The sequence below is a fragment of the Bacillus sp. FSL K6-2431 genome (assembly GCF_038005165.1).
Taxonomy (GTDB): domain Bacteria; phylum Bacillota; class Bacilli; order Bacillales; family Bacillaceae; genus Bacillus; species Bacillus pumilus.
Genome location: NZ_JBBOSQ010000001.1, coordinates 2,339,565 through 2,362,161 on the forward strand (window position 1 = coordinate 2,339,565; position 22,597 = coordinate 2,362,161).

General features: G+C 41.7%; 26 protein-coding genes and 1 riboswitch. Of the genes, 19 read left to right on the forward strand and 7 right to left on the reverse strand.

All coding sequences use genetic code 11. The annotated features are described in order from the left end of the window. The first annotated feature begins 84 nt into the window (after positions 1–84). From MHH40_RS11620 to MHH40_RS11640, 5 genes are all read left to right on the forward strand, one after another. Positions 85–390: a PTS sugar transporter subunit IIB gene (locus MHH40_RS11620; protein ID WP_003214824.1), complete on the forward strand. Its 306-nt coding sequence runs from the start codon at positions 85–87 to the stop codon at positions 388–390. A 14-nt stretch (positions 391–404) separates the two neighbouring features. Further along, positions 405–1,754 carry a PTS cellobiose transporter subunit IIC gene (celB, locus tag MHH40_RS11625; protein WP_003214998.1) on the forward strand — a complete coding sequence of 450 codons (1,350 nt, stop codon included), beginning with the start codon at positions 405–407 and terminating at the stop codon, positions 1,752–1,754. A gap of 26 nt (positions 1,755–1,780) precedes the next feature. Further along, positions 1,781–2,107, forward strand: coding sequence for a PTS lactose/cellobiose transporter subunit IIA (locus MHH40_RS11630; RefSeq protein ID WP_003215078.1), 327 nt, complete (start codon positions 1,781–1,783; stop codon positions 2,105–2,107). Continuing rightward, the gene (locus MHH40_RS11635) at positions 2,104–3,432 is read left to right on the forward strand and encodes a 6-phospho-beta-glucosidase (RefSeq protein WP_050944533.1); all 1,329 of its coding nucleotides are present in this window, start codon (positions 2,104–2,106) and stop codon (positions 3,430–3,432) included. Before MHH40_RS11630 ends, MHH40_RS11635 begins: the two co-directional genes overlap by 4 nt. A 118-nt stretch (positions 3,433–3,550) precedes the next feature. Then, on the forward strand, positions 3,551–3,949 hold the full coding sequence (locus MHH40_RS11640; RefSeq protein WP_050944532.1) for a hypothetical protein: 399 nt from the start codon (positions 3,551–3,553) through the stop codon (positions 3,947–3,949). Between the two features lie 314 nt (positions 3,950–4,263). Here the strand turns inward: MHH40_RS11640 and MHH40_RS11645 are convergent, their stop codons facing one another. Further along, on the reverse strand, positions 4,264–5,355 hold the full coding sequence (locus MHH40_RS11645) for a branched-chain amino acid aminotransferase (protein WP_003215056.1): 1,092 nt from the start codon (positions 5,353–5,355) through the stop codon (positions 4,264–4,266). 368 nt (positions 5,356–5,723) lie between these two features. Between MHH40_RS11645 and MHH40_RS11650 the strand changes: the two genes are divergently transcribed. From MHH40_RS11650 to MHH40_RS11670, 5 genes are all read left to right on the forward strand, one after another. Then, positions 5,724–7,151, forward strand: coding sequence for a DUF1565 domain-containing protein (locus MHH40_RS11650; protein WP_050944530.1), 1,428 nt, complete (start codon positions 5,724–5,726; stop codon positions 7,149–7,151). 116 nt (positions 7,152–7,267) lie between these two features. After that, positions 7,268–7,377, forward strand: a riboswitch (SAM riboswitch). A 168-nt stretch (positions 7,378–7,545) separates the two neighbouring features. Beyond that, a complete protein-coding gene (locus MHH40_RS11655) occupies positions 7,546–8,664 on the forward strand; it encodes a sugar ABC transporter substrate-binding protein (RefSeq protein WP_050944529.1) in 1,119 nt (372 codons plus the stop codon). 69 nt (positions 8,665–8,733) lie between these two features. Next, entirely contained in the window at positions 8,734–10,230 is a 1,497-nt protein-coding gene (locus tag MHH40_RS11660; protein WP_050944528.1) for a sugar ABC transporter ATP-binding protein, read from the forward strand. Then, a complete protein-coding gene (locus MHH40_RS11665; protein ID WP_050944527.1) occupies positions 10,227–11,240 on the forward strand; it encodes an ABC transporter permease in 1,014 nt (337 codons plus the stop codon). The genes MHH40_RS11660 and MHH40_RS11665 overlap by 4 nt, the downstream gene beginning before the upstream one ends. A 94-nt stretch (positions 11,241–11,334) precedes the next feature. Further along, positions 11,335–11,967, forward strand: a complete 633-nt coding sequence (locus MHH40_RS11670; protein ID WP_050944526.1) for a GTP pyrophosphokinase — start codon at positions 11,335–11,337, stop codon at positions 11,965–11,967. A gap of 48 nt (positions 11,968–12,015) precedes the next feature. Here the strand turns inward: MHH40_RS11670 and MHH40_RS11675 are convergent, their stop codons facing one another. Both MHH40_RS11675 and MHH40_RS11680 read right to left on the reverse strand, forming a co-directional pair. Continuing rightward, complete coding sequence (locus MHH40_RS11675; protein ID WP_199852791.1) at positions 12,016–12,156, reverse strand: hypothetical protein; 141 nt, start codon at positions 12,154–12,156, stop codon at positions 12,016–12,018. A gap of 19 nt (positions 12,157–12,175) precedes the next feature. Then, complete coding sequence (locus MHH40_RS11680; RefSeq protein ID WP_050944525.1) at positions 12,176–13,261, reverse strand: Rap family tetratricopeptide repeat protein; 1,086 nt, start codon at positions 13,259–13,261, stop codon at positions 12,176–12,178. A gap of 525 nt (positions 13,262–13,786) precedes the next feature. Here MHH40_RS11680 and MHH40_RS11685 point away from each other — a divergent pair. The 3 genes from MHH40_RS11685 (at position 13,787) to MHH40_RS11695 (ending at position 15,990) form a co-directional block, all read left to right on the forward strand. Then, positions 13,787–14,551 (forward strand): transporter substrate-binding domain-containing protein, encoded by a 765-nt coding sequence (locus MHH40_RS11685; RefSeq protein WP_034620276.1) that lies wholly within the window; start codon positions 13,787–13,789, stop codon positions 14,549–14,551. A 69-nt stretch (positions 14,552–14,620) separates the two neighbouring features. Further along, a complete protein-coding gene (locus tag MHH40_RS11690) occupies positions 14,621–15,265 on the forward strand; it encodes an amino acid ABC transporter permease (protein WP_003215015.1) in 645 nt (214 codons plus the stop codon). Continuing rightward, a complete protein-coding gene (locus tag MHH40_RS11695) occupies positions 15,262–15,990 on the forward strand; it encodes an amino acid ABC transporter ATP-binding protein (RefSeq protein WP_003215369.1) in 729 nt (242 codons plus the stop codon). The genes MHH40_RS11690 and MHH40_RS11695 overlap by 4 nt, the downstream gene beginning before the upstream one ends. A gap of 83 nt (positions 15,991–16,073) precedes the next feature. Here the strand turns inward: MHH40_RS11695 and MHH40_RS11700 are convergent, their stop codons facing one another. Next, complete coding sequence (locus MHH40_RS11700) at positions 16,074–16,457, reverse strand: VOC family protein (protein WP_003214664.1); 384 nt, start codon at positions 16,455–16,457, stop codon at positions 16,074–16,076. A gap of 118 nt (positions 16,458–16,575) precedes the next feature. Here MHH40_RS11700 and MHH40_RS11705 point away from each other — a divergent pair, with 118 nt between their 5' ends. After that, positions 16,576–17,757, forward strand: a complete 1,182-nt coding sequence (locus MHH40_RS11705) for a class I SAM-dependent rRNA methyltransferase (protein WP_340901113.1) — start codon at positions 16,576–16,578, stop codon at positions 17,755–17,757. Positions 17,758–17,794: 37 nt separating this feature from the next. Here the strand turns inward: MHH40_RS11705 and MHH40_RS11710 are convergent, their stop codons facing one another. Continuing rightward, positions 17,795–18,475 (reverse strand): CidB/LrgB family autolysis modulator, encoded by a 681-nt coding sequence (locus MHH40_RS11710; protein ID WP_050944523.1) that lies wholly within the window; start codon positions 18,473–18,475, stop codon positions 17,795–17,797. Then, complete coding sequence (locus MHH40_RS11715; protein WP_003215226.1) at positions 18,469–18,852, reverse strand: CidA/LrgA family holin-like protein; 384 nt, start codon at positions 18,850–18,852, stop codon at positions 18,469–18,471. Before MHH40_RS11715 ends, MHH40_RS11710 begins: the two co-directional genes overlap by 7 nt. Positions 18,853–19,017: 165 nt before the next feature. On the opposite strand from MHH40_RS11715, the gene cidR reads away from it, so the two are divergent. From cidR to MHH40_RS11735, 4 genes are all read left to right on the forward strand, one after another. Further along, the gene (cidR, locus tag MHH40_RS11720) at positions 19,018–19,905 is read left to right on the forward strand and encodes a cidABC operon transcriptional activator CidR (protein ID WP_003214744.1); all 888 of its coding nucleotides are present in this window, start codon (positions 19,018–19,020) and stop codon (positions 19,903–19,905) included. A gap of 17 nt (positions 19,906–19,922) precedes the next feature. Beyond that, complete coding sequence (gene thiM, locus MHH40_RS11725; RefSeq protein WP_340901115.1) at positions 19,923–20,747, forward strand: hydroxyethylthiazole kinase; 825 nt, start codon at positions 19,923–19,925, stop codon at positions 20,745–20,747. Then, positions 20,734–21,402, forward strand: a complete 669-nt coding sequence (gene thiE, locus MHH40_RS11730) for a thiamine phosphate synthase (protein WP_268459138.1) — start codon at positions 20,734–20,736, stop codon at positions 21,400–21,402. Before thiM ends, thiE begins: the two co-directional genes overlap by 14 nt. A 134-nt stretch (positions 21,403–21,536) precedes the next feature. Further along, the gene (locus tag MHH40_RS11735) at positions 21,537–21,911 is read left to right on the forward strand and encodes a nuclear transport factor 2 family protein (RefSeq protein ID WP_050944520.1); all 375 of its coding nucleotides are present in this window, start codon (positions 21,537–21,539) and stop codon (positions 21,909–21,911) included. A gap of 30 nt (positions 21,912–21,941) precedes the next feature. Here the strand turns inward: MHH40_RS11735 and MHH40_RS11740 are convergent, their stop codons facing one another. Beyond that, positions 21,942–22,280: a DUF4288 domain-containing protein gene (locus tag MHH40_RS11740; protein ID WP_050944713.1), complete on the reverse strand. Its 339-nt coding sequence runs from the start codon at positions 22,278–22,280 to the stop codon at positions 21,942–21,944. Between the two features lie 151 nt (positions 22,281–22,431). On the opposite strand from MHH40_RS11740, the gene MHH40_RS11745 reads away from it, so the two are divergent. Next, positions 22,432–22,575 (forward strand): hypothetical protein, encoded by a 144-nt coding sequence (locus tag MHH40_RS11745; protein ID WP_003215361.1) that lies wholly within the window; start codon positions 22,432–22,434, stop codon positions 22,573–22,575. Positions 22,576–22,597: the final 22 nt, after the last annotated feature.

The window sequence follows — 22,597 nt, forward strand, 5'->3', positions numbered from 1 at the left end:
AGTATAGGTGTTTATGAAAGCGGTTTCATAATATGATGAATGTGTAAAGAAAAGCTACACACTTTCAAAAGGGGGCGTTTACACATGAACATCTTATTGGTTTGTGCAGCAGGTATGTCAACAAGCTTACTAGTCACAAAAATGGAGAAAAGCGCACAAGAACAAGGAAAAGACTATCGTATTTGGGCAGTATCTGGAGATTCAGCAAAAAATCATATTGATCAAGCCGATGTGCTTTTATTAGGACCACAGGTTCGATATTTATTACCACAAATGAAAAAGCTCGGAGAAGAAAAAGGGATTCCAGTCGACGTCATCAATACCGTGCATTACGGCGTATGTAATGGGGCTGAGGTTTTAAAATCTGCTGAACAGTTAGTGAACGGATAAAGGGGGCGGAAGGGATGAATGGATTCAACCGATTTCTAGAAGAGAAGGTCATGCCGTTTGCAGGGAAGATTGCCGCTCAAAGACATTTACAAGCATTGCGTGACGGAATTGTTTTAACCATGCCTCTCATTATTGTCGGTTCACTGTTTCTCATTTTAGCCAACCTTCCGATCCCAGGATACAGCGATTTTATGGCAAGTATCTTCGGAGCAGAATGGGCCACGAAACTATCCTATCCTGTTAATGCCACCTTTGACATTATGGCACTTGTTGCAACCTTCGGGATTGCCTACAGGCTTGCTGAAAAGTATGCAGTGGATGCCCTATCATCTGGTGCGATCGCTGTTGCAGCTTTCCTTTTGGCAACACCATATCAAGTTCCTTTCACACCTGAAGGCTCAACAGAAGCCATCTTAGTAGGTGGGGGAATTCCAGTTACATTGATGGGCAGTAAAGGGTTATTCGTTGCCATGATTATTGCCATGCTTTCAACTGAAATTTACCGATTCATTGTCCAGCGGAATATCGTCATTAGGATGCCTGATGGTGTACCGCCAGCAGTGAGTAAATCGTTTATCGCACTTATTCCAGGTTTTGTGGTCATCACGCTGATCTGGGTCGCTAGACTTTTGATTGAGATGACACCATTTGAGAGTATTCATAATATCATCACGGTCTTAATTGGCACACCGCTTTCCATTCTTGGTGGAAGCTTAGGCGGAAGTATTGTCGCCATTGGTGTGCAAATGCTCCTCTGGGCATGTGGTATTCACGGAGCAACCATTGTCGGCGGCGTCATGGGTCCAATTTGGCTCGGTGCGATGGATGAGAACCGTCTCGCATTCCAAGCAGGAGAAGTGCTGCCAAATATCTTCACAGCGCAGTTCTTTGAAATCTTCATCAATGTCGGCGGAAGCGGTGCAACGCTTGCCTTGGTGCTGACGATGATCTTACGTGCCAGAAGTAAACAAATGAAACAACTTGGCCGACTTGCCATTGGGCCAGCCATCTTTAACATCAACGAACCGATCATCTTTGGAATGCCGATTGTTATGAATCCAATGCTTCTGATTCCGTTTATCCTTACGCCAATCATGATGATCATCACGACATATATCGGAATGAGCACAGGGCTTGTCGCAAAACCGGCGGGGATTGCGGTCCCATGGACGATGCCGCCTATCATTTCAGGCTATCTCGCCACAGGAGGCAAAATCTCAGGTGCTGTCATGCAGCTGATTAACCTAGCGTTGTCATTCGCTTTATACTACCCATTCTTTAGAATGTGGGATAAGCAGAAATTAAAAGAAGAAAGTGAACTAGAAACAAATGCAACAACTGATGAAAATGTCGTCAGCATGTAATAGAGGAAACAAGGGGGATGCGGCCGATGGAAATGGAACAAATTGTGTTTCAACTCATCTTACACGGCGGGAATGGCAGAAGCTCTGCGATGGAGGCCATTACATGTGCAAAGCAAGGGAATTTTGATGAGGCGAAGCAAAAATTGCAGGAAGCACAAGACGCGTTAAATGAGGCGCATCACGCACAGACAGAGCTGATCCAAGGAGAAATTAGAGGAGAAAAGACCGATATTAGCCTCTTAATGATCCATGCACAGGATCATCTCATGAACGCAATGACTGTCAAGGAGCTTGCGGCGGAAATCATCGAGCTCCATGAAAAAATGAAGCAACTCGGAGGTGTCAATTCATGAAAGATGGAATCAAAATTGTCACAATAGGCGGAGGATCAAGCTATACGCCTGAGCTTGTCGAAGGATTTATCAAACGATATCATGAATTGCCTATAAAGGAATTATGGCTCGTGGATATTGAAGCGGGTCAGGAAAAGTTAAACATCGTGGGTGCTCTCGCGAAACGCATGGTCGAAAAAGCCGGTCTGCCGATTGAGGTACACCTGACGCTTGACCGCCGGGAAGCCCTGAAGGACGCAGATTTCGTGACAACACAATTTCGTGTAGGACTGCTGGAAGCACGGGCTAAGGATGAGAGAATCCCACTTAAATACGGCGTCATCGGTCAGGAAACGAACGGACCAGGCGGCTTATTTAAAGGCCTTCGAACCATCCCAGTCATTCTAGATATCGTGAAGGATATGGAAGAGCTTTGTCCAGATGCATGGCTTGTGAATTTTACAAATCCAGCCGGCATGGTCACAGAAGCTGTGCTGCGCTACACAAATCTAAAAAAAGTAGTTGGACTATGCAATGTTCCAATTGGGATAAAAATGGGGATTGCCAAGGCGCTTGATGTGGAAGTTGAACGGATCGAGGTACAGTTTGCCGGTCTCAATCACATGGTCTATGGATTAGACGTGTATTTAGACGGGGTCAGTATTATGGATCAAGTACTCGATGAATTAGGAAACCCGAATAGTCAGTGGTCTATGAAGAACATTGAAGCGAAAAACTGGGAACCTTCTTTTGTAAAAGGATTAGGAGTGATCCCATGTCCGTATCATCGCTATTACTATAAAACAAAAGATATGCTGGAAGAAGAGCAAAAAGCGGCCCAAGAAAAAGGAACAAGAGCAGAGGTAGTCCAGCAGGTCGAGCACGAATTATTTGAGCTCTATAAAGATCCTGATTTATCGATTAAACCACCACAGCTCGAAAAAAGAGGCGGGGCATATTACAGTGATGCGGCATGTAACTTAATCAGCTCCATCTATAATGATAAGCATGACATCCAACCAGTCAATACAGTGAACAGAGGGGCGATTGCAAGCATTCCGGCTGAATCAGCGGTTGAAGTGAACTGTATCATTACGAAGGACGGACCAAAACCAATCGCGACGGGTGATCTGCCTGTAGCTGTGAGAGGACTCGTTCAACAAATCAAATCATTCGAGCGTGTGGCAGCAGAAGCGGCAGTCACAGGAGATTACGAGACGGCTCTTGTGGCAATGACGATCAATCCGCTTGTCCCTTCTGACGAAATTGCAAAGCAAATTTTAGATGAAATGCTCGAAGCACATCGTGAATATTTACCGCAATTCTTCAAATCAGTCAAAGCGTAAAACAAAATGGCCCCTTTATGGGGTCGTTTTTTTATCATGGCCCCATATGGAAATTCAAGAAAGAAGTGTATGATATAAAAAACAGCATGTATGGCTTCAAAGAAAGGACGGTTTGAGTATGGTTGCAATTGGTTTAATGCTTTACGGCTTTATCGTTCAACCTCTGTTGAGTTATGGCACAGTGGTCTTGTTTTTGTATGGAATCATCGCTTCTTTTATTGGTCTTATTCGTCATAGACAGTATGTATGGATTTATGTTCTTCGCCTACTCGTTTGTTTTACCATTCCAGCAACCAACCTGTTGATGTATTTCGCAACAATTGGTGGAGATGAAAGAGACTTTGATTTTCAGCCGATGCCGTTTGTTTATTATCTTGTCTTTATCATAGAAATCATCATCGTCTTTTTACCTGAGATTTTTTTACTGATCGAAAGAAAGCGGAGCATCAAAGGGAAACAGTGGATATATATAGGGGCGATTGTGGGTGTATCGGTCTTGTTTTGGTGCACGATTTGATGGGAAGGCTGACTGGACATCTAAGTCTATTTCCCCTTCTTGTTGCGTAACCTTTTTCGTCTAACCTTTACAAAAGTAATAGAAAGAGCAAGGATAGAAATTCCGAGAAACTTAAATAGAAACCGGGTGTGGAACGGTGAATCGTCGAAGCCTGTAGCGATGATGATCGATCCGATGCAAATACCAAAGAACGCTAGTAGATAAGTAAAAAACATACCATCACTCCTCAATGTGTTATTACCATTATAAGGTATATCAGAGAGGTAAATAAACAAAAAAAGAACCCTTCATGATTGAAAGGTTCTTTTACATGCTTAAGCTTGTTTGACGACCGAATCGACTTCTACTGTCCAGCCGAAGATATCTGGTTGTGTTCCTTTTTGAATACCCGTAATGGCTTCATACAATTTCTTCGATACTTCACCTGTTTGACCATCTTGAATCACATATGGCTGATCGTGATAAATTAATTCCCCGACAGGAGAGATGACGGCCGCTGTTCCAGTTCCAAAGATTTCTTCAAGCTCGCCTGATTGATGTGCTTCAATTAACTCATCAATCGAAATTTTACGCTCTGTCACTGGAATTCCCCAGTGTTTTAATAGCTCAAGTACAGAGTTACGTGTGATTCCTTCTAAAATGCTGCCGTTCAGTTCAGGCGTCACGATTTCTCCATTGATTTTAAAGAAAATATTCATACTCCCAACTTCTTCAATGTACTTTTTCTCGACTCCATCAAGCCAAAGAACTTGTGAAAAACCTTTCGTTTCAGCGACTTGCTGTGCCTTGAGGCTTGAGGCGTAGTTTCCAGCTGTTTTGGCATTTCCTGTTCCGCCTTTAACGGCACGGACAAATTCGTTTTCAACGGCAATTTTGACAGGATGGATGCCTTCTTTATAGTAAGACCCCACTGGAGATAGGATAATGAGCAGCTTATATGTGCTTGACGGCGCAACGCCTAAATACGGCTCAGTGGAAATAATAAATGGACGGATATACAAGGAAGTGCCCTCTGCATCAGGTACCCAATCCTTATCAATGCGAATGAGTTCATTTAAGCCCTCTAAAACCGTTTCTGTATCAATTTGTGGGATGCACAGGCGGTCATTGGATCTGTTTAAGCGTTCCATGTTCTTTTCCGGACGGAATAAGAGAATTTTCTGATCCTCAGAAACATAAGCCTTCAAGCCTTCAAAAACAGATTGCCCATAATGGTAGACCATCGAAGCTGGGTCCATTGGAATGGCCTGATAAGGGATAATTCTTGGATCATACCAGCCTTGATCAATGGAATAATCCATCACAAACATGTGATCTGTGAAGATTTTTCCGAATTCAAGTTGATCAGATTGAGGTTTTGGTTTTTTTGTTGAACTAAGTTCAACGCGGATGGGTTGTTTTGGCATCGTAAATCTCCTTGCTGTTTGATTATTTGAAAATTCTAATAATATGAAATAATTATGATTCTATTCTATACCTTCACAAAATATTAGCAATAGGTTTTCTGGAATTCAGACAAGAAAAATCTGTTAAAGCGCTTTCCTTCTCTCTGCCGTCAGTCTGCCTCATGTCACCCCTTTTTAATAAAGAAATAAAATCCAAATACATTATTAACTGATTAATCTGACAATTTAAAAGCGGATAAATTACCTGTAAGATATTCTTTCAACCATACACCTTTTGACCAGTACATTGCAAGGGGCATTGTCATATTTTAATCCTCTTTTTTTTAACCGATAAAGAAAGAAGAGAAGTGAAAGGAGCAAACAACAAGATGAAACGAGCGATACCAAGCATTTTCCTTATTTTATTCATGACCGTGATCAGCTTCGGCTGTCAAGCGATGACAGAGGAGGCTGGCGCCAAGCAGGGAACTGCCTATTACGTGGCGACAAACGGGAATGACAAAAGCCCAGGAACGAAGCAAAAACCTTTTCGCACGCTGAAAAAAGCGGCAAGTATGGCGAGAGCTGGTGCAATCATTTACGTGAGAGGCGGCACATACAAAGAGAAATTGATTGTCCGCCATTCAGGTACAAAGAAAGCACCTGTTATCTTTCAAGCTTACGGAAAAGAAAAACCTGTCATTAGCGGGGCCTCACTCAAAGGAAATCAAGCAGATGGCGGTCTTGTCTCGATCGATGAAAAAAGTTACATTACCCTCAAAGGTCTGACGGTGGGACATCTCAAGACGAATAAGGAAGATCTGACCCCAGTCGGTATTTTCATCAAAGGAAGCGGGAAAGGCGTCAAACTTCTCAACAACCGAGTGTATGACATTCAGACGACACACACAAATGGGAATGCGCACGGTATTGCGGTCTATGGAACAAAAGCTCCTGCAGCCATTGAAGACATCGAAATCAAAGGAAACACTGTTGAAAAATTAAAACTGGGCTTCAGTGAAGCGCTTGTGCTCAATGGGAACGTCAAAAAGTTCCGTGTGACACATAACACCGTCCGCCACACTGATAATATAGGCATTGATTTAATTGGTTTTGAGAACGTAGCACCTTCTAAAAAGTACGATCAAGTCAGAAATGGTGTCGTATCTAGAAACAAAGTGTATGAGATTACGAGTGTAGGAAATCCAGCCTATGGCAAAGACATCTCCGCTGGCGGAATTTATGTGGATGGCGGGAAGGACATTGTGATTGATCATAACATCACACATCACAATGACCTAGGGATTGAAGTCACAAGTGAACATAAAGGAAAAATGGCAGATCGCATTCGCATCGAACACAATCAAGTGTATTTGAACCGTTATACAGGCATTTCAATTGGCGGCTATGATAAAAAGCGAGGCGGAACAACAAATACGACGATCTCACATAATATTTTATACAAAAATGACACAGCCGGCTTAGAAGGCGGTCAATTGTTGATGCAATATCAAGCTGTGAACAATCGAATCACGAGCAATATCATGACAGCGAGTGCCTCGCATTACTTAGTCGTGAATCTTTATGGAGTAAATCAAAAGAATATCTTCCAGAAGAACGTATATGACGACCGCAAAGGTGCAAAAGCATCACAGTGGGTATGGCGCGGGAAATGGATGGAAGGCTACAAAACGTATCTCTCTAAAAGCGGTCAAGATAAAGGATCAGCACATCTCAATCCACAATTTATGAATGAGAAAAAATATGATTTTCGCCTGAAGAAGTCATCACCTGCTAAGAAAATCATCGGAAATTAAGCAAGTCTGAATCGCAAACTCATTGTTTTAAATTTTCAAAAAAATCATTGACATTGATGTGACATCACATTAAAGTAAAGAAGACATTTCAACGAAAACAAAATTTCATAACGGATCTCTTATCAAGAGAGGCAGAGGGACTGGCCCTATGACGCCCGGCAACCGTTTCTACTATAGAAATTGGTGCTAATTCCTGCAAAGCTGTTACAGCTTTGACAGATAAGAGAGGAAGAATCCCGATACATGTTTCATGCAACGGTGATCAAGCCTCTCTTTCCAAGAGAGGCTTTTTTTCGTCTCTTTTTCAAATGAAAGAACAGTTTACTGGCGTTTTCCCACATTTTTACCTAGTTTTCCGATGTGAAAAATAAAAACAACTTGAGGAGGAACAGCAATGAAGCGTAACTATTTTACATCTTGTCTTATATTATTAACGGTATTGACCGTCCTATTAACAGGCTGCGGCACTGGATCAAGTGCAGGCTCAAAGACAAATGCGAACGAAAAGGTCTCCTTTGACAATGTACCGAAGCGATTTGCAAAGGGACAGGGAGCAAAAATTAAAGTCATTCGTAAAATTGGAGGAGATGATCATACAGCGCAGTTTTTAGCTGGGACGAAGGCAGAAGGTGAAGCGCTTGGCTTTACGGTAGATGTCTACACCGCAAATGGAGATACAGCGAAGTTCCATGACGCGATCTCTCAGGCGCTGGAAGAAAATTATGATGGCTTTATCATCTCTCATGGGGACGACGAGGCGACCGTCGCTGACGTGAAAAAGATCACAGCGAAGGGTATTCCAGTCGTAGCGTTCGATTCAAATCCTAAGCTGAAGGACATCAAAGGAGTCACAGTGACGTCTCAAGATGACGAACAATTAGCGAAAAAATCACTAGACGCACTCGTGTCTGACTTTAAAGGAACAGCAAATATTGCGTACCTCTGGGTAGATGGATTCTCGCCAATGGTGAGACGGAACAAGGTCTATCAAGAAACGCTCAAACAACATGCAGGGATCAAGGAACTTGACCGCTTTGGTATTGCCTCCTCTGATACGTCTGTTCAAACACAAAATGCAGTGGCAGCGATGCTGAATAAATATCCAAAGGGCAAACTTGACGCTATTTTTGCTACGTGGGATGCCTTTGCCATTGGCGCAGCAAGAGCGCTAAAGGAAGCAGGAAGAACAGAAGTGAAGATTTATGGGATTGATGTGTCAAATGCGGATCTTCAAGAAATGACAGCAAAAGACAGTCCATGGAAGTACACAGCAGCGGTTGATCCGAAGCTCATTGGCGCAGTTGACGTGAGAATTCTTGCGAAGAAAATAGCGGGTGAGAAAACCCCGTCTTCCTATGATCTTGAGGCCTCTCTCATCTCACAAAAACAGCTTCAACAATCAGGAAAGGCCATCAATATGGTCAATCTTGCAGACGAAGTGAAGGGGTTCGGTTCATCTACTGCCTTTGAAGAAGATTGGATGAAGACCTTGAAGAAGCATTATTCAAAATAAACGCCGTGCACTCTCTTCTATAGAGGGTGTTTCGTTTTTCAGATGATGATCATGAGAAGGAGGACATCTATGACTTCGCCGCTAGTTTGTATGAAACATATTTCGATTGAATTTTCAGGAGTAAAAGCGTTAGATCAAGTGAATTTCACATTAAAAAAAGGGACAGTTCATGCACTGATTGGAGCGAATGGTGCTGGGAAGTCCACGTTAATGAAAGTTCTTTCTGGCGCTCATTCGCACTATGAAGGAAGCATCCAAATCAATGGTCAGGCGGCATCGATTCAAACCCCAAAGGATGCGGCCTCATATGGTGTGCAGACGGTTCATCAAGAAGTGGATACAGCTCTCGTTCCCTACTTAAGTGTTGGTGAGAATATGATGATGCATCAGATTGAGAAAAAAACATTTGTCGAATGGAAAGAGCTGCACCGTAAGGCAGCTCAACGATTAAAAGAACTGGACATCGACATCTCCACAAAACGCCTTGTAAGTGATCTGACCCTTGCGGAAAAACAGATGGTGCTCATCGCCAAAGCCGTTTCAATCAAATGTAGCATTTTAATTTTAGATGAACCAACAGCTCCGCTAAGTTATACAGAAACAAACAAATTATTTTCAATGATTGACCGGCTGAAACAGAATGGAACGGGCATTGTGTTTATCTCTCATCGCATGCCTGAAATTTTCACCATTTGTGATGAACTGACAGTGATGCGAAATGGAACCGATGTCGCAGCTCATCTTGTTCAAAATACAAATCCGCAGCAGATCATTGAAGAAATGTTAGGTGCGCCATTAGAGGAGCAATTCCCGCTCCGTACACCGTTGAAGGATGCACCTATTGCCCTTGAAGTGAAGCAGCTAAACGACCAGCATAAATTACGCAATATTCATCTTCATGTGAAAAAGGGTGAAATTCTCGGAATTGCGGGCCTTGTCGGTGCTGGAAAAACGGAATTGTGTAAAGCCCTTTTCGGCGCCTCAGAAAAAACGACAGGGACTGTGAAGCTTCATGGTCAAACCGTTCGCATCACATCGCCTCATCAAGCCGTGAGAGCTGGAATGGCCCTTGTGCCAGAAGAACGGAGAAAGGAAGGGATTCTGACAGAAGAGAGCGTGGGGTGGAACTTAACGGCCGCAAGTCTTCGTTCATTCTCAAGCGTGTTCAGCTTTTTACATCGTTCGAAGGAAAAGCGGAAAGCAAACGAAATCGTCAAACGACTAGGTGTCAAAACGCCATCTCTTGAAGCAAAGGTGAAGCATCTATCCGGTGGAAATCAACAGAAGATTGCCATCGGAAAATGGCTGCTGGCTGAAGCGGATGTCTATCTCTTTGATGAACCAACTAAAGGTGTTGACGTTGGAGCGAAAAAAGATATTTTCACGCTGATTGCAGAGCTTGCCGCCCGCGGGAAATCTGTGATTTATGCGTCAAGTGAGCTGTCGGAGATTGCAGGGATCGCAGACCGAGTCTATGTGCTGTATGATGGCAGCATTGCCCGGGAAATGACGGCCCCAACGACTGAGGAAGAGCTTTTATATCATTCAACAGGAGGACAATCATGAGTGAACAACAAATTCCAGCCCCTGTGCAGCAAACGAAAAAACAGCGGCCATCCTTCCATCTATTTGATTTCTTTTATCGATATGGCACGATCTTAACCATTGCTGTATTGATTGTGGTATTTGCGGCAGCGAATCCAGCGTTTTTGCAATCAGGGAATATTATCAATATTTTACGGTCTATTTCCATTGTGACCATTATTGCGGTGGGTCTTACCATCTCCTTGGCAGTCAACGGCTTTGATTTATCGGTCGGATCAGTCGCAACGTTATCGAATGCAATTGTGATTTCTATGTTTGTGTGGTTTTCGCAAAACCCGCTGATTGCGATCCTCTCTGCGCTAGCGGCTGCCCTTATTGTTGGTTTACTCAATGCCTTGATGATTGTCAAAATGAAAATTCCAGATATGCTCATGACATTAGCCATGATGTTTATTATTCAAGGGCTGGCTCAGACGTATACGAAAGGGGCGACCATTTCTGAAAACATGGTGCTGCCTGATGGTACATTCTCAACGGGTACAATCCCTGCCTTTTTCAGCAAAATCGGACAGGTGCCATATATCATTCTCTTAATGGCAGTGATTGTGCTATTTGCACATGTTTTCATGACCTACACAAAGCACGGACGATTTATGTACATCATTGGAGGGAATAAGGAAGCAGCTCGATTGTCCGGTATTCATGTGAATAAATATAAAATCGCGGCATATCTGCTTTCGGCTTTATTTGCAGCAATCGGCGGTATTGTGCTGGCATCAAGGGTAATGACAGCGGAAATAAATGCGGGCACACCATATTTAATGGATGGCGTAGCGGCAGCTTTTATCGGTTTTTCCGTCATGGGAGCAGGAAAACCAAATGCATTTGGTACTTTTATTGGGGCTGTGCTCATCGGTATTTTGCAAAATGGACTTGTGATGATGTCTGTCCCTTATTATGCGATGGATATTGTGAAAGGCTCTGTACTCGCCCTTGCGCTGGCGTTGACATATTATAAACAGCGAGGCTGACGATGTATTTTTTAAAACCTTTCGAGTCCCGTCTCCGTCTAGTAAACGGAAAGCGGTGCTGCCGCCGTTTCCCAAAAGGAGATGACAAAAAGAAATGAATATGTCAGCAACTCATGTAGAAGATTTGAAAAACGTCATGGAAGACTGGAAAAATGAATTATTAGTATATAAATTTGCATTAGATGAAATGGATACGAAGTTTTCAATCATTAGCCAGGAATATAATTTAATCCATGGCCACAATCCAATAGAGCATACAAAATCACGGATCAAATCCTTTGAAAGCATTGTAAATAAATTAGCAAGAAAAGGATGCGACATCACAACACAATGTGCCAAGGAGTATATTCATGATATCGCAGGTGTCCGTATCATCTGCTCCTTTATTCAAGATATCTATAATATTATGGATGTATTGAGGCAAAGAGAGGATCTAAAAATCCTTGAAGTGAAGGATTACATTCAACATCCAAAACCAAATGGCTACAGAAGTGTGCATTTAATTGTGGAAATCCCTGTGTACTTAACGAATCGTGTGGAGCATGTGAAGGTTGAGATTCAGGTGCGGACCATAGCGATGGATTTTTGGGCGAGCCTTGAACATAAAATCTATTATAAACTGCAAAACGATGTCCCTCATCAGCTAACCGATGAATTAAAGGAAGCGGCAGATATCGCCCATTACTTAGATGAAAAAATGCAAAATATTAAACGAGAAATCGATTAACGTATAAAAAAGAGTAGCTGTGATATTCACAGCTACTCTTTTTCTTGTTTAAGGATTGGTGCCGCGGTCTCTCTTTTGAATGATATCTTGAGATTGTGCAGATTGGCTGTCTTTTTGGATAGAAGCGCCAATAGAAACACCTGTTATCAAGAGTGTCAAAATCGCAGTTGTGATAAGCCATTTTTTCATCATACATCACTCCATATTCTTAACAAGTTTTTAAGGACAACGCCTTGTTCCAGAAATAAGTGGATTCTTCATGAAGTCCAATATCTGTTAAGTAAGCAGCTGCATCCTGACAGATGGCTTCAAGATCGACAAGAAAATTCATAGTTTCTAATTGATCACAATAAGACTTGATTTGCTCTATCATGTTGTCTTGCTGAAGCATAAGTGTTTCTAAAATAGATAATTTAAGAGAAATGTTTCGTTGTTTTAAATTTTCTGCTTTTTGAAGTGAAAGCTGCACATAATAGTGGAACAAACCAGGCTTTTTCAGCTTGAATAGTGCTTTTGTGTAGGCATACATGGCAAGTAAGTAGCCGCCTGGAGAAGACGTTTCAAATGTCTCGATCAATAAAGCCTTTTCTAGGAGCGGCACAGCTTCACTGTATTCGTTTCTAAGACTTTTAATAAAAGCTGCATTGCAATACGCGTGACCAAGTAAATCTGGGTCTTCCATTTGTTCTAGTGAATGAATCACTTCTTCAAATAATGACTCTGCCTCATCATATTTTGATTGATCAGCATAATTCAAAGCGAGCATCATTTGACAGCTGATTGATTTTTTCACATAACATGGATCTGCGTCATAAATAGATGAAGCCATTTTCAAGTGGTGTATGGAGAGGAGCGTGGATCTTATATTATAGTAAAGACACCCTGTTTTATAATGAAATTCTGCTTTTTCAATGTCATCGTGGACGAGATCTAATTTATCCTCTGCCAATTTTAAAAGGTGAAATGCCGTATCCTGATTGCCTCTGCGCATTTCATACATCCCTTTAAAGAAATAGAAATAGTAGCTGAGCATGTCATCTGTACGGATTGCATTTTCATCAACAAAAAGACTGTGATCCAGCGAAGCTGTATCTTCAATGAGATCCTTAAAACGGTACTCTAGCAATTGATAGTAAAGTAGGACATCTTGATTCTCTTCCATGCGATCAAACGCTTGAAGAATCTCTTCTTTTAGCTGGATCGCACCTTGTATTTCTCTTTTTTTCATCATGATATACCAGTCATTTAACATATTCGCTACATCAACGGACGACAAAACACCTGTTTCTGCCAATTTATATCCTCCTTTCTTCATCTATCCATCTCGTTCGATTCCCGCTCATCTGAATTCACTTTCCATATTCAGTATCTTCTTATATTTTAAGCGCTCTCTCGCAATTTGTAAAACATGTTTTTTGATGTAAATTCAACCAGTTGTGAAAGAAATAGGGATCATGTGCCTTTTGTATACGCTTACATATTTTTAGGTAAAAAGAGGGTTTTAGAGAAGATATATTACGATATCAATAGAGAGAAGAAGATCATTCAAGTGTCTGTTTTTGTATGTTAGAAAAAACGGCGGTTTTCAAGGTGTTATCTCGTTTTTTGTGAGATTATCTCACATTATGATTGTGAATCGCTCTTCTTTTAGAATAAAATGAGTTATTCGCAAAAAAGTAAAATTTAAAGAGACTATTGATCTAGAATTGTATGGATCTTTGGTATTGATAAAAAACATCACACACTATAGCTTTAGCGTGGTATAGTATTATTGGTATTGCGAATATTTAGATAAAACTGACAATAGGGGGCGTGTTTTATGAAAAAATCAATGTTACTGATCATGGGACTCATAGTTGTGCTCGTCATGGCAGCCTGTGGATCAAAATCGGACAGCGGTTCGGGAGAAGGCAAAGGCACATATAAAATTGGGATAGATGTAACATATCCGCCATTTGAATTTGAAAAGGGCGGTAAAACTGAAGGAATCGACGTTGATCTGATTAACGCCATCGCGAAAGACCAAGACTTCAAAGTGAAACTTGAAGCGATGGACTTCTCAGGCATTATCCCCGCAATGCAGGCAGGTCAGCTTGATGTAGGGATGGGCGGAATGAGCATTACAGATGAGCGTAAGAAGAAGGTAGATTTCTCAGATCCGTACTTCGACGCTGGATTGACAGTTGTTGTGAAAAAGGACAGTAGCATCAAATCAATTGATGATTTAAAGGGGAAAAAGCTAGCTGTTAAAAATGGGACGACGGGTGCAAAATTTGCATCAGATAACGCAGATAAATATGGGTATGAAGTGGTTCAATTTAATGACAGCCCATCGATGTTCCAAGAAGTTTCAAACGGAAATGCAGATGCCTTAATTGAGGATTATCCTGTCATTACGTATGCAATCGCACAACAAGATTTAAAATTGAAAACAGTTGGAGACCGATTGAATGGAGACCAGTATGGTATCTCTGTGATGAAGGGGAAAAACCAAGACCTATTGAAAAAGATCAATAAAGGTCTAGAGAACCTAAAGAAAAACGGTGAATATGACAAAATTATTGATAAATATTTGAAGTCATAGCACAAGCGAGGCGCGCTCCGAGCGCGCTTTCTTTATGATGCGTCGTATGTGAATTAGGGAGGGAGAAACATGGACACGATTATTAATGCATTTCCGTATTTAATGGATGGTTTGCAAACCACTTTATATATCTTTGTTGTTGCCATCATTTTAGGATTTATCATCGGTTTAATAGTGGCATTATTCCGTCTGTCACCTTTTAAAATCTTAAATTTCATCGCACTTGTCTTTGTCAATGCCATCCGAGGCACACCATTTATCGTACAGCTATTCTTCATTTACTTTGGTTTGAATACACTTGAATTCATATCGCTTGATCGAGTGCCGGCAGGGATTATTACAGTAGCGATTAATGCAGGAGCTTATTTCTCAGAAATTATTCGTGCTGGGATTCAGTCCATTGATAAAGGACAAACAGAAGCTGCGCGTTCCTTAGGTTTTACAGGGGGACAAAACATGCGCTTTATCGTCCTTCCACAGGCATTTCGCCGCATGCTTCCAGCAATTACAAACCAAGCCATCATCAGCTTGAAGGACACGTCTCTCTTATCAATTATCGGAATTGCCGATATTATGCAGCGGGGACAAGTACAGGCATCGGCAACATTTGATCCTTTGAATGTCTGGCTCATTGTCGGTATCATTTATTTCGTGATCATTTATTTACTTTCTCTACTGGCTAGCTACGCAGAAAGGAGATTTGATATCAAATGAGTATGATTACGGTGAAGAATTTAAAGAAATCCTTTGGCGATCACGAAGTGTTAAAGGATATTAATGCAGTCATCGAAGAAAAGGAAGTAGTGTGTGTGATTGGTCCTTCTGGATCAGGCAAAAGCACGTTTCTAAGATGTCTCAATAAATTAGAAGATATTACGGCTGGTGAAGTCGTTGTCCACGGACATACGATTACAGATCCAAAAGTGAATATCAATAAAGTACGACAAGAAGTGGGGATGGTGTTTCAGCACTTTAATTTATTTCCTCATAAAACTGTTTTAGAAAACATCACGATCGCACCGATGAAGGTAAAAGGTACCGACAAGAAGGCGGCAGTCGATAAAGCGATGGACCTGCTTGAAAAGGTCGGCTTAAAAGACAAAGCCAAAAGCTACCCTAACCAATTATCTGGTGGACAAAAACAGCGTGTCGCCATCGCAAGAGCCTTGGCAATGGACCCGAAAGTGTTATTATTCGATGAACCGACATCTGCTCTTGACCCTGAAGTCGTCGGGGATGTATTAGCAGTTATGAAACAATTAGCCGTCGAAGGCATGACAATGATTGTGGTCACACATGAAATGGGCTTTGCGAGAGAGGTAGGAGACCGCGTGATCTTTATGGATGGCGGATATATTGTCGAAGAAGACAAACCGGAGGCTCTCTTTGGAAATCCGCAGCATGAGCGTACAAAATCATTTCTTAGTAAGGTGTTATAAAAAAAGAGTAAGGGCATATGGATGCTCTTACTCTTTTTCTTTTATGGAGCCTAAAGGGAACTGGTCCCATTTCCTAGGAAATATTAGCGCTGGAAGAATTCGATCCATTCTTGGTCTGGCCCTCTGAAAAAGAAGTAGCAGTATCCATTTGGTAGCGTCGTAATTTCTTCATCAATTAATTCGATTTGCAGCTTTTGAATACGATTGAATTCAGCATGAATATTGTCAGTTGTAAAGGCAAGATGGTGAACCTTTCCTTCAGATGGCAGATCGCTGCTGTACCCTTGGATGAGCTCAATTTCCGTTTCTGCCTCATCTTTAAAGCCGAGAAATGCAAGCTCAATGATTCCGTTTGTATGAGTGATGCGATCCTTTAATTTCATGCCCACGACTTTTTCATAAAAATCAATGGACGTATCAATATTTGAAACCATAATACCTGTATGATCTAATCGTAATGTCGTCAAAAAAAGAGCCTCCTCTATGGTGTGTTGATATTTTTCTCCTCATCTTATCATAATAGAAGTAACGTATACATTCATATGATAGGATAGAGAGAGTCAATTTAGGATAAGGATGACACGAATGAAAAAAATCTCATTAAAACAAACATTTGCAGAACAAGTGAAAAAGGGATACCCGCTCATTTCTAAAGATGCTGTATCGCATGTAAACGGTATGAAAGAAGGCGAGCTGATTGAATGGGTGGATGAGCGAGGCACCTTTTTAGGAAAAGGATATTATGGTGTGCAAAATAAAGGGATCGGCTGGGTACTCACCTTTGATGCCAACGAAAAAATAGACCATGCCTTTTTTGTCTCCAAGCTTGAGCAGGCAGCAAAAAGCAGAACGCATTTATTTCATGATGCACTGACGACTGCTTTCCGTGTGTTCAACGGAGAGGGAGATGGCATTGGTGGGCTCACGATTGATCATTATGACGGCTTCTATCTCATCCAGTGGTATAGCGAAGGAGTTTATACATTCAAGGCGGAAGTATTGGCTGCACTTGAGCATGTATATCCAGACTATAAAGGCATTTATGAAAAGAAACGATTTGATACGTCGGGACAGTATATAGAAGATGATGATTTTGTAAAAGGGGAGAAAGGTCAATTTCCTCTCATCGTGAAAGAAAATGGCATGAACTTAGCGGTTTACTTAAATGATGGTGCGATGACAGGCATTTTTCTTGATCAACGTCATGTGAGAAAAGCAATTCGAGATCGCTATGCAAAAGGAAAGACCGTGCTCAATACATTTTCTTACACAGGTGCTTTCTCCGTGGCAGCAGCGCTTGGCGGAGCGAGCCGGACGACAAGTGTAGATGTCGCAAACCGCAGTTTGAAAAAAACATCTGAACAGTTTGAAGTCAACGATATAGTTATGGACGGGCAGGATATTAAAGTCATGGACGTCTTTAAGTACTTTCCGTTTGCTGCGAAAAAAGGATGGACCTATGATCTTGTCATCTTAGATCCGCCATCCTTTGCACGCACGAAAAAGCACACATTCAGTGCGGCGAAGGATTATAAGAAGCTATTAAAAGAAGCTATCCAAATCACAGCTGAGAACGGCGTCATTGTGGCATCAACGAATAGCAGTGCATTTGGTATGAAGAAATTCAAAGGATTTATTGCGCAGGCCTTTAAAGAATCAGGACAAACCTATCGTATCCTTGAAGAATATACACTTCCTGAGGATTTCCGTACGACGAAGAATTATCCAGAAGGAAATTATTTAAAGGTTGTCTTCATACAAGCATAAGAAAAAAGCCATTTTCCGATAAAGGAAATGGCTTTTTTTATAAGGCAAACGACATGAGGAGAGGTGCTGCACATAATGTAATGATGGCTGAAAGAATCATCGACACACTTGAGATCGTCCCTGAGACGGAGCTCATTTCAAATGCCTTCGATGTTCCTGCCCCGTGTGCACCAGTACCAAGCAGGACGCCCATGGCAATGTCATTATCAATACGGAAATAACGAATGATCATTGGACCGATGATTGACCCAAACAGTGCGGTTAAAATGACGAATACTGCCGTAACGGACGGCATCCCGCCAATCATTTCTGACACACTCATCGCCACTGGTGTTGTGACCGACCTTGGAACAAGACTTTCAATAAGGCCTGTATCCAAATGAAACAACTTCGCGATAAATGCCGTAGATAGAATCGCAATGACAGAACCGCAAGCCACATTCAAAATAATTTCCACTGCATGCTTCTTCAGAATGTGAAAATACTTATATAAAGGAATGGCAAAAGCAACAGTCGCAGGCTGAAGCATATTCGTGAGCCATTTCCCGCCTTGATTGTATGCATCGTAAGGAATGTTGACGATTAACAGAAAGACGACAAGGACAAGCGGTGTCACAAGTAATGGTGAGACATAGACCTTCGGATGCCGTTTATACACCGCTTTTGATCCGAGATATAAAAGAACCGTTAAGATCAGAAATAGTGCGCCAACTAACATAGCTTTTTCCGCTCCTTTCTTTTCGCGATCATTTGCGTCATGATACCAGTCGAGAGCATGACGACAAAGGTACTCAGTAAGACGACAAGGACAATACTTGTACCAGATTGAGAAATCAATGTTCCATAATCAATGACACCAACGGCTGATGGGATAAAGAATAGCAGCAGTTCTCCGAGCAGCCATACGGCACCAAGTTCAATCCATTTTAATTGAATGATTTTAAAATGAAGTAATAAGAAAATGACCAGAATGCCTAAAATCGTACCCGGTATTCTTAAATGCAAAAAGGCCGCGAGCACATTCATCAATTTCGCAAAAACAAACAAAGCCATAATCTGAAGGACAGCAATCAGCGGCGTTTTGAGCAATTTCACTTTCTGTTCACTCCTTTTTCTATATAATTTGTTCACTGTTTCACAAAAACATGACAACGTTCCAATTGATTAGCTTACTTTAAAGTGTACAGCACGTTCAGTTATAGGTAAAATACATATATCGAATAATTAGTATTCCTTTTGTCTATAGGAAGGGTGAGTCATGTGGACATTAGACATTTAACATATTTCTTAGAAGTGGCGAGGTTAAAAAGCTTCACAAAAGCATCACAATCTCTTTATGTGTCGCAGCCTACCATTTCCAAGATGGTCAAAAATCTCGAGGATGAGCTGGGGGTGCAGTTGTTTTATCGGAATGGCCGGCAGGTTGAAATGACAGATGCTGGACAAACGATGTATACCCAGGCGAGTGAAATCACACAATCATTTCAAAATTTAACGAGCGAGCTAAATGATCTAATGAATGTCAAAAAAGGGCATATTCGCATCGGGCTGCCGCCGATGATTGGATCGAGTTTTTTCCCGAATGTCATGGGAGAATTTCGTCAGCAGTATCCTGATGTCACATTTCAATTAGTGGAGCACGGCTCTATTAAAGTAGAGGAAGGGGTCGAAGATGGTTCGTTAGATATTGGTGTCATTGTTCTGCCTGCAAATGATAAAATCTTTCATACGTACACCATTATTAAAGAGGACATGAAGCTCGTGACGCATCCATCACATCCGATGGCAGGTCGAGATAAGGTTGATTTAGCTGATTTAAAGGAAGAGTCCTTTATTTTCTTTCGAGAAGACTTTGTTCTGCATAGCCGGATATTGAATGAATGTATGAATGCGGGCTTCCGGCCCAATGTCATTTATGAAACGTCTCAATGGGATTTCATTAGTGAGATGGTAGCCGAGAACTTGGGAATTGGCCTTCTGCCTGAGCGGATCTGCCGTGATCTTGATCCTGAAAAGGTGAAAGTCATTTCCTTAAATACGTCGATCCCATGGCATTTAGGAGTCATTTGGCGAAAGGATCGCTATTTGTCGTTTGCGGCAAGAGAATGGTTAAAGCATACGAAATCCTATGTATGGGGAGCAGAGTAAAAGGGAGGACGATACAGATGAAAACAAGCATCGCATCTCATTTATTGGAAAAGGTTCGAGCGGAAAATCCACTTGTTCATAATATCACCAATCAAGTCGTGACGAACTTTACAGCAAATGGTCTGCTTGCTTTAGGCGCTTCGCCAGTCATGGCAAATGCCAAAGAAGAAGTGGCTGAAATGGCGCAATTAGCCGATGCGCTTGTGCTGAACATTGGCACACTGACCAAGGAGACGGTGGAGGCCATGATTATGGCTGGACAATCTGCCAATAAAAAGGGGATACCTGTTCTATTAGATCCTGTCGGCGTTGGTGCGACGGCGTTTCGAATGAAAGCGGCAAAACAGCTGTTAGAGCAAGTGAACATGACAGTTGTCAGAGGGAACGCTGCAGAAATTGCTCATTTACTTGAAGTGGATGGCTGGGAGTCAAAAGGCGTGGATGCGAAAGCAGCGAACGGAGATGTATCGGCACTAGTCAAACAAGCAGCGAGGACACTTCAGACAGTTGTGGTGATCACAGGGGAAGTCGATGTAGTTTCAAATGGAGAGGACGTGTTGTCTATTCATAATGGACATGAATGGCTCACCAAGGTGACGGGAACCGGCTGTTTACTGACGTCTGTCATCGGGGCATTTTGTGCAGTAGGTGAAAGGCCGCTTCACGCGTCGGCAGCTGCTCTATTATTTTATGGTGTCGCAGCTGAAAAGGCAGCTCAGTACACCGAGAATAAAGGGCCAGGTACGTTTCAAATGGAATTGCTCAATGCACTCTCACACACAACTGGCGATGATGTGTTGTCGATAGGGAAAATAGGGGGAATGTCACATGACAAAGGCTGATCAACAGCAAATCAAACAGCAATTATCGGTTTATTTTATTATGGGAACAGCGAATACAAGCCGGCAACCGCTTGATGTTTTGAAAGAGGCGATTCAAGGCGGGATCACCATGTTTCAATTTCGAGAAAAGGGCGAGGGGGCTTTGCAAGGAGAAGAGAAAAAACAATTGGCTCGCCAACTTCAAGTACTTTGCCAAGAAGCGAATGTTCCTTTTATTGTGAATGATGATGTGCAGCTAGCGATAGATCTTGATGCAGATGGTGTTCATGTTGGCCAGGAAGATACAAACGCAAAAGATGTCAGACAAAGGATTGGGAATAAAATATTAGGCGTGTCTACGCATAACCTAGATGAAGTAAAACAAGCCATGAAGGACGGCGCAGATTATGTTGGCATGGGCCCAGTTTATCCAACAGAAACGAAAAAGGATACACGCAGTGTCCAAGGAGTATCATTGATCACTGAAGTGCGTCATCATGGTCTTCATATTCCGATTGTTGGCATTGGGGGTATCACATATGGCAATGCAGCACCAGTCATACAAGCAGGGGCAGATGGTATTAGCATCATCAGCGCCATTAGCCAGAGCGCTGATCCTAAAAAAGCAGCAGAAGAATTGAAAGCACTTGTTGCATCAGAAAAAGTATCTCTTTAATCTGGAGGAGACATGGATTGACTCAATTCATGTCTTTTCTGATTTCGGGGAAAATAGACAGGTGAGAAACAATTGTGTACAATCAAATTGTTCGATTATTGTCGAAATAACAGGTAAATAAAGGAGAATGAACAATGGAAGTGCTCGATACGTATTTTCGCTGCTACGATGAAGCTGGAAAAGGGCAGGAGCAAATGGATGAATTGCTCGCATTGTTTTCTGACCATGTCATGATTGTTTTAAATGGTGCAGAGAAGCCTGGGATCCAAGCGTTTACACAGTTTTTAAACACATTTTTCCACGTGCATGAAGACATCAAGCATATGTGGGATGGGTGGAAAAAAAGAGAAGACGGAAAGTATGAAACCAACTGGGCCGTTTGTGGAAAACTTTCGGATGGCCGTGTTTATACAGCAGAAGGAATTGATATTGCACAACTGGACGACAAAGGAAAAATCGTTTATTTAGAAAACGTTCCGAAAAATCCAGAGTTATTTCAACGCTATTAAATAAAAAGCCGGCTCATCAGCCGGCTTCTTTTATTTGTCTAAAGAATAAGCCTCGATGGCTTCTTTCGCTGATGTTTCTTTATCAAAAATAAGGTGGCGGCTGTACACCTCACTTAAATGCAGTGGTTCTTGATCTAAGTCATCTACAAGCTCAAAGACATCTAATATGGCTGCTAATTTTATGGTCGTTTGTCCGCCTTCAGCATTATCAAAGGTTTCTTCTGGAAAGTTTTTTTGGATGATATCCTTTACTTTACAATGGTTTTTTGCTCGTACCAAAATGATTCGTTCTTCAAATATTTTATCGGGCATACTGCTTGGTGATGAGATGGATTCGAATAATAACTTGGCAGAATATATTTGACGCATAAGTAATGTCACTTCTTTCTTGCAGCTTTTTTTGTTCAAATGAGAGTTTCTCAACATGTGAAATGATTTCCAGTATGTGTATAAAATGATAACATATGAATGATGTTGTGTAGGAGGATGTTTGAACACACATAAAAAGGAGGTGATAGGGATGAAAAGTGTGATTGATAATAGAGGAGAAGAGCATGAAATTTTGTTGATCCTCGTCACATGCTGCTCTTTGATCACACGTAGAAGGTTTGCCAGATTAGAGAAGTATAAAAATAAGTTAAAAGGTCAATTTATACCTTACTGAAACTTGTTTTTGAGAAGAACAC

What these genes read in the sequence shown, in the direction of transcription:
- MHH40_RS11685 (WP_034620276.1), top strand. Translation starts at nt 13,787, where the DNA reads ATGAAAAAATCAATGTTACTGATCATGGGACTCATAGTTGTGCTCGTC.
- thiM (WP_340901115.1), top strand. Translation starts at nt 19,923, where the DNA reads ATGAAAACAAGCATCGCATCTCATTTATTGGAAAAGGTTCGAGCGGAA.
- thiE (WP_268459138.1), top strand. Translation starts at nt 20,734, where the DNA reads ATGACAAAGGCTGATCAACAGCAAATCAAACAGCAATTATCGGTTTAT.
- MHH40_RS11640 (WP_050944532.1), top strand. Translation starts at nt 3,551, where the DNA reads ATGGTTGCAATTGGTTTAATGCTTTACGGCTTTATCGTTCAACCTCTG.
- MHH40_RS11660 (WP_050944528.1), top strand. Translation starts at nt 8,734, where the DNA reads ATGACTTCGCCGCTAGTTTGTATGAAACATATTTCGATTGAATTTTCA.
- celB (WP_003214998.1), top strand. Translation starts at nt 405, where the DNA reads ATGAATGGATTCAACCGATTTCTAGAAGAGAAGGTCATGCCGTTTGCA.
- MHH40_RS11675 (WP_199852791.1), bottom strand. Translation starts at nt 12,156, where the DNA reads ATGAAAAAATGGCTTATCACAACTGCGATTTTGACACTCTTGATAACA.
- MHH40_RS11695 (WP_003215369.1), top strand. Translation starts at nt 15,262, where the DNA reads ATGAGTATGATTACGGTGAAGAATTTAAAGAAATCCTTTGGCGATCAC.
- MHH40_RS11745 (WP_003215361.1), top strand. Translation starts at nt 22,432, where the DNA reads ATGAAAAGTGTGATTGATAATAGAGGAGAAGAGCATGAAATTTTGTTG.
- MHH40_RS11665 (WP_050944527.1), top strand. Translation starts at nt 10,227, where the DNA reads ATGAGTGAACAACAAATTCCAGCCCCTGTGCAGCAAACGAAAAAACAG.
- MHH40_RS11635 (WP_050944533.1), top strand. Translation starts at nt 2,104, where the DNA reads ATGAAAGATGGAATCAAAATTGTCACAATAGGCGGAGGATCAAGCTAT.
- MHH40_RS11710 (WP_050944523.1), bottom strand. Translation starts at nt 18,475, where the DNA reads ATGTTAGTTGGCGCACTATTTCTGATCTTAACGGTTCTTTTATATCTC.
- MHH40_RS11630 (WP_003215078.1), top strand. Translation starts at nt 1,781, where the DNA reads ATGGAAATGGAACAAATTGTGTTTCAACTCATCTTACACGGCGGGAAT.
- MHH40_RS11655 (WP_050944529.1), top strand. Translation starts at nt 7,546, where the DNA reads ATGAAGCGTAACTATTTTACATCTTGTCTTATATTATTAACGGTATTG.
- MHH40_RS11740 (WP_050944713.1), bottom strand. Translation starts at nt 22,280, where the DNA reads ATGCGTCAAATATATTCTGCCAAGTTATTATTCGAATCCATCTCATCA.
- MHH40_RS11645 (WP_003215056.1), bottom strand. Translation starts at nt 5,355, where the DNA reads ATGCCAAAACAACCCATCCGCGTTGAACTTAGTTCAACAAAAAAACCA.
- MHH40_RS11620 (WP_003214824.1), top strand. Translation starts at nt 85, where the DNA reads ATGAACATCTTATTGGTTTGTGCAGCAGGTATGTCAACAAGCTTACTA.
- MHH40_RS11705 (WP_340901113.1), top strand. Translation starts at nt 16,576, where the DNA reads ATGAAAAAAATCTCATTAAAACAAACATTTGCAGAACAAGTGAAAAAG.
- MHH40_RS11690 (WP_003215015.1), top strand. Translation starts at nt 14,621, where the DNA reads ATGGACACGATTATTAATGCATTTCCGTATTTAATGGATGGTTTGCAA.
- MHH40_RS11670 (WP_050944526.1), top strand. Translation starts at nt 11,335, where the DNA reads ATGAATATGTCAGCAACTCATGTAGAAGATTTGAAAAACGTCATGGAA.
- MHH40_RS11735 (WP_050944520.1), top strand. Translation starts at nt 21,537, where the DNA reads ATGGAAGTGCTCGATACGTATTTTCGCTGCTACGATGAAGCTGGAAAA.
- MHH40_RS11650 (WP_050944530.1), top strand. Translation starts at nt 5,724, where the DNA reads ATGAAACGAGCGATACCAAGCATTTTCCTTATTTTATTCATGACCGTG.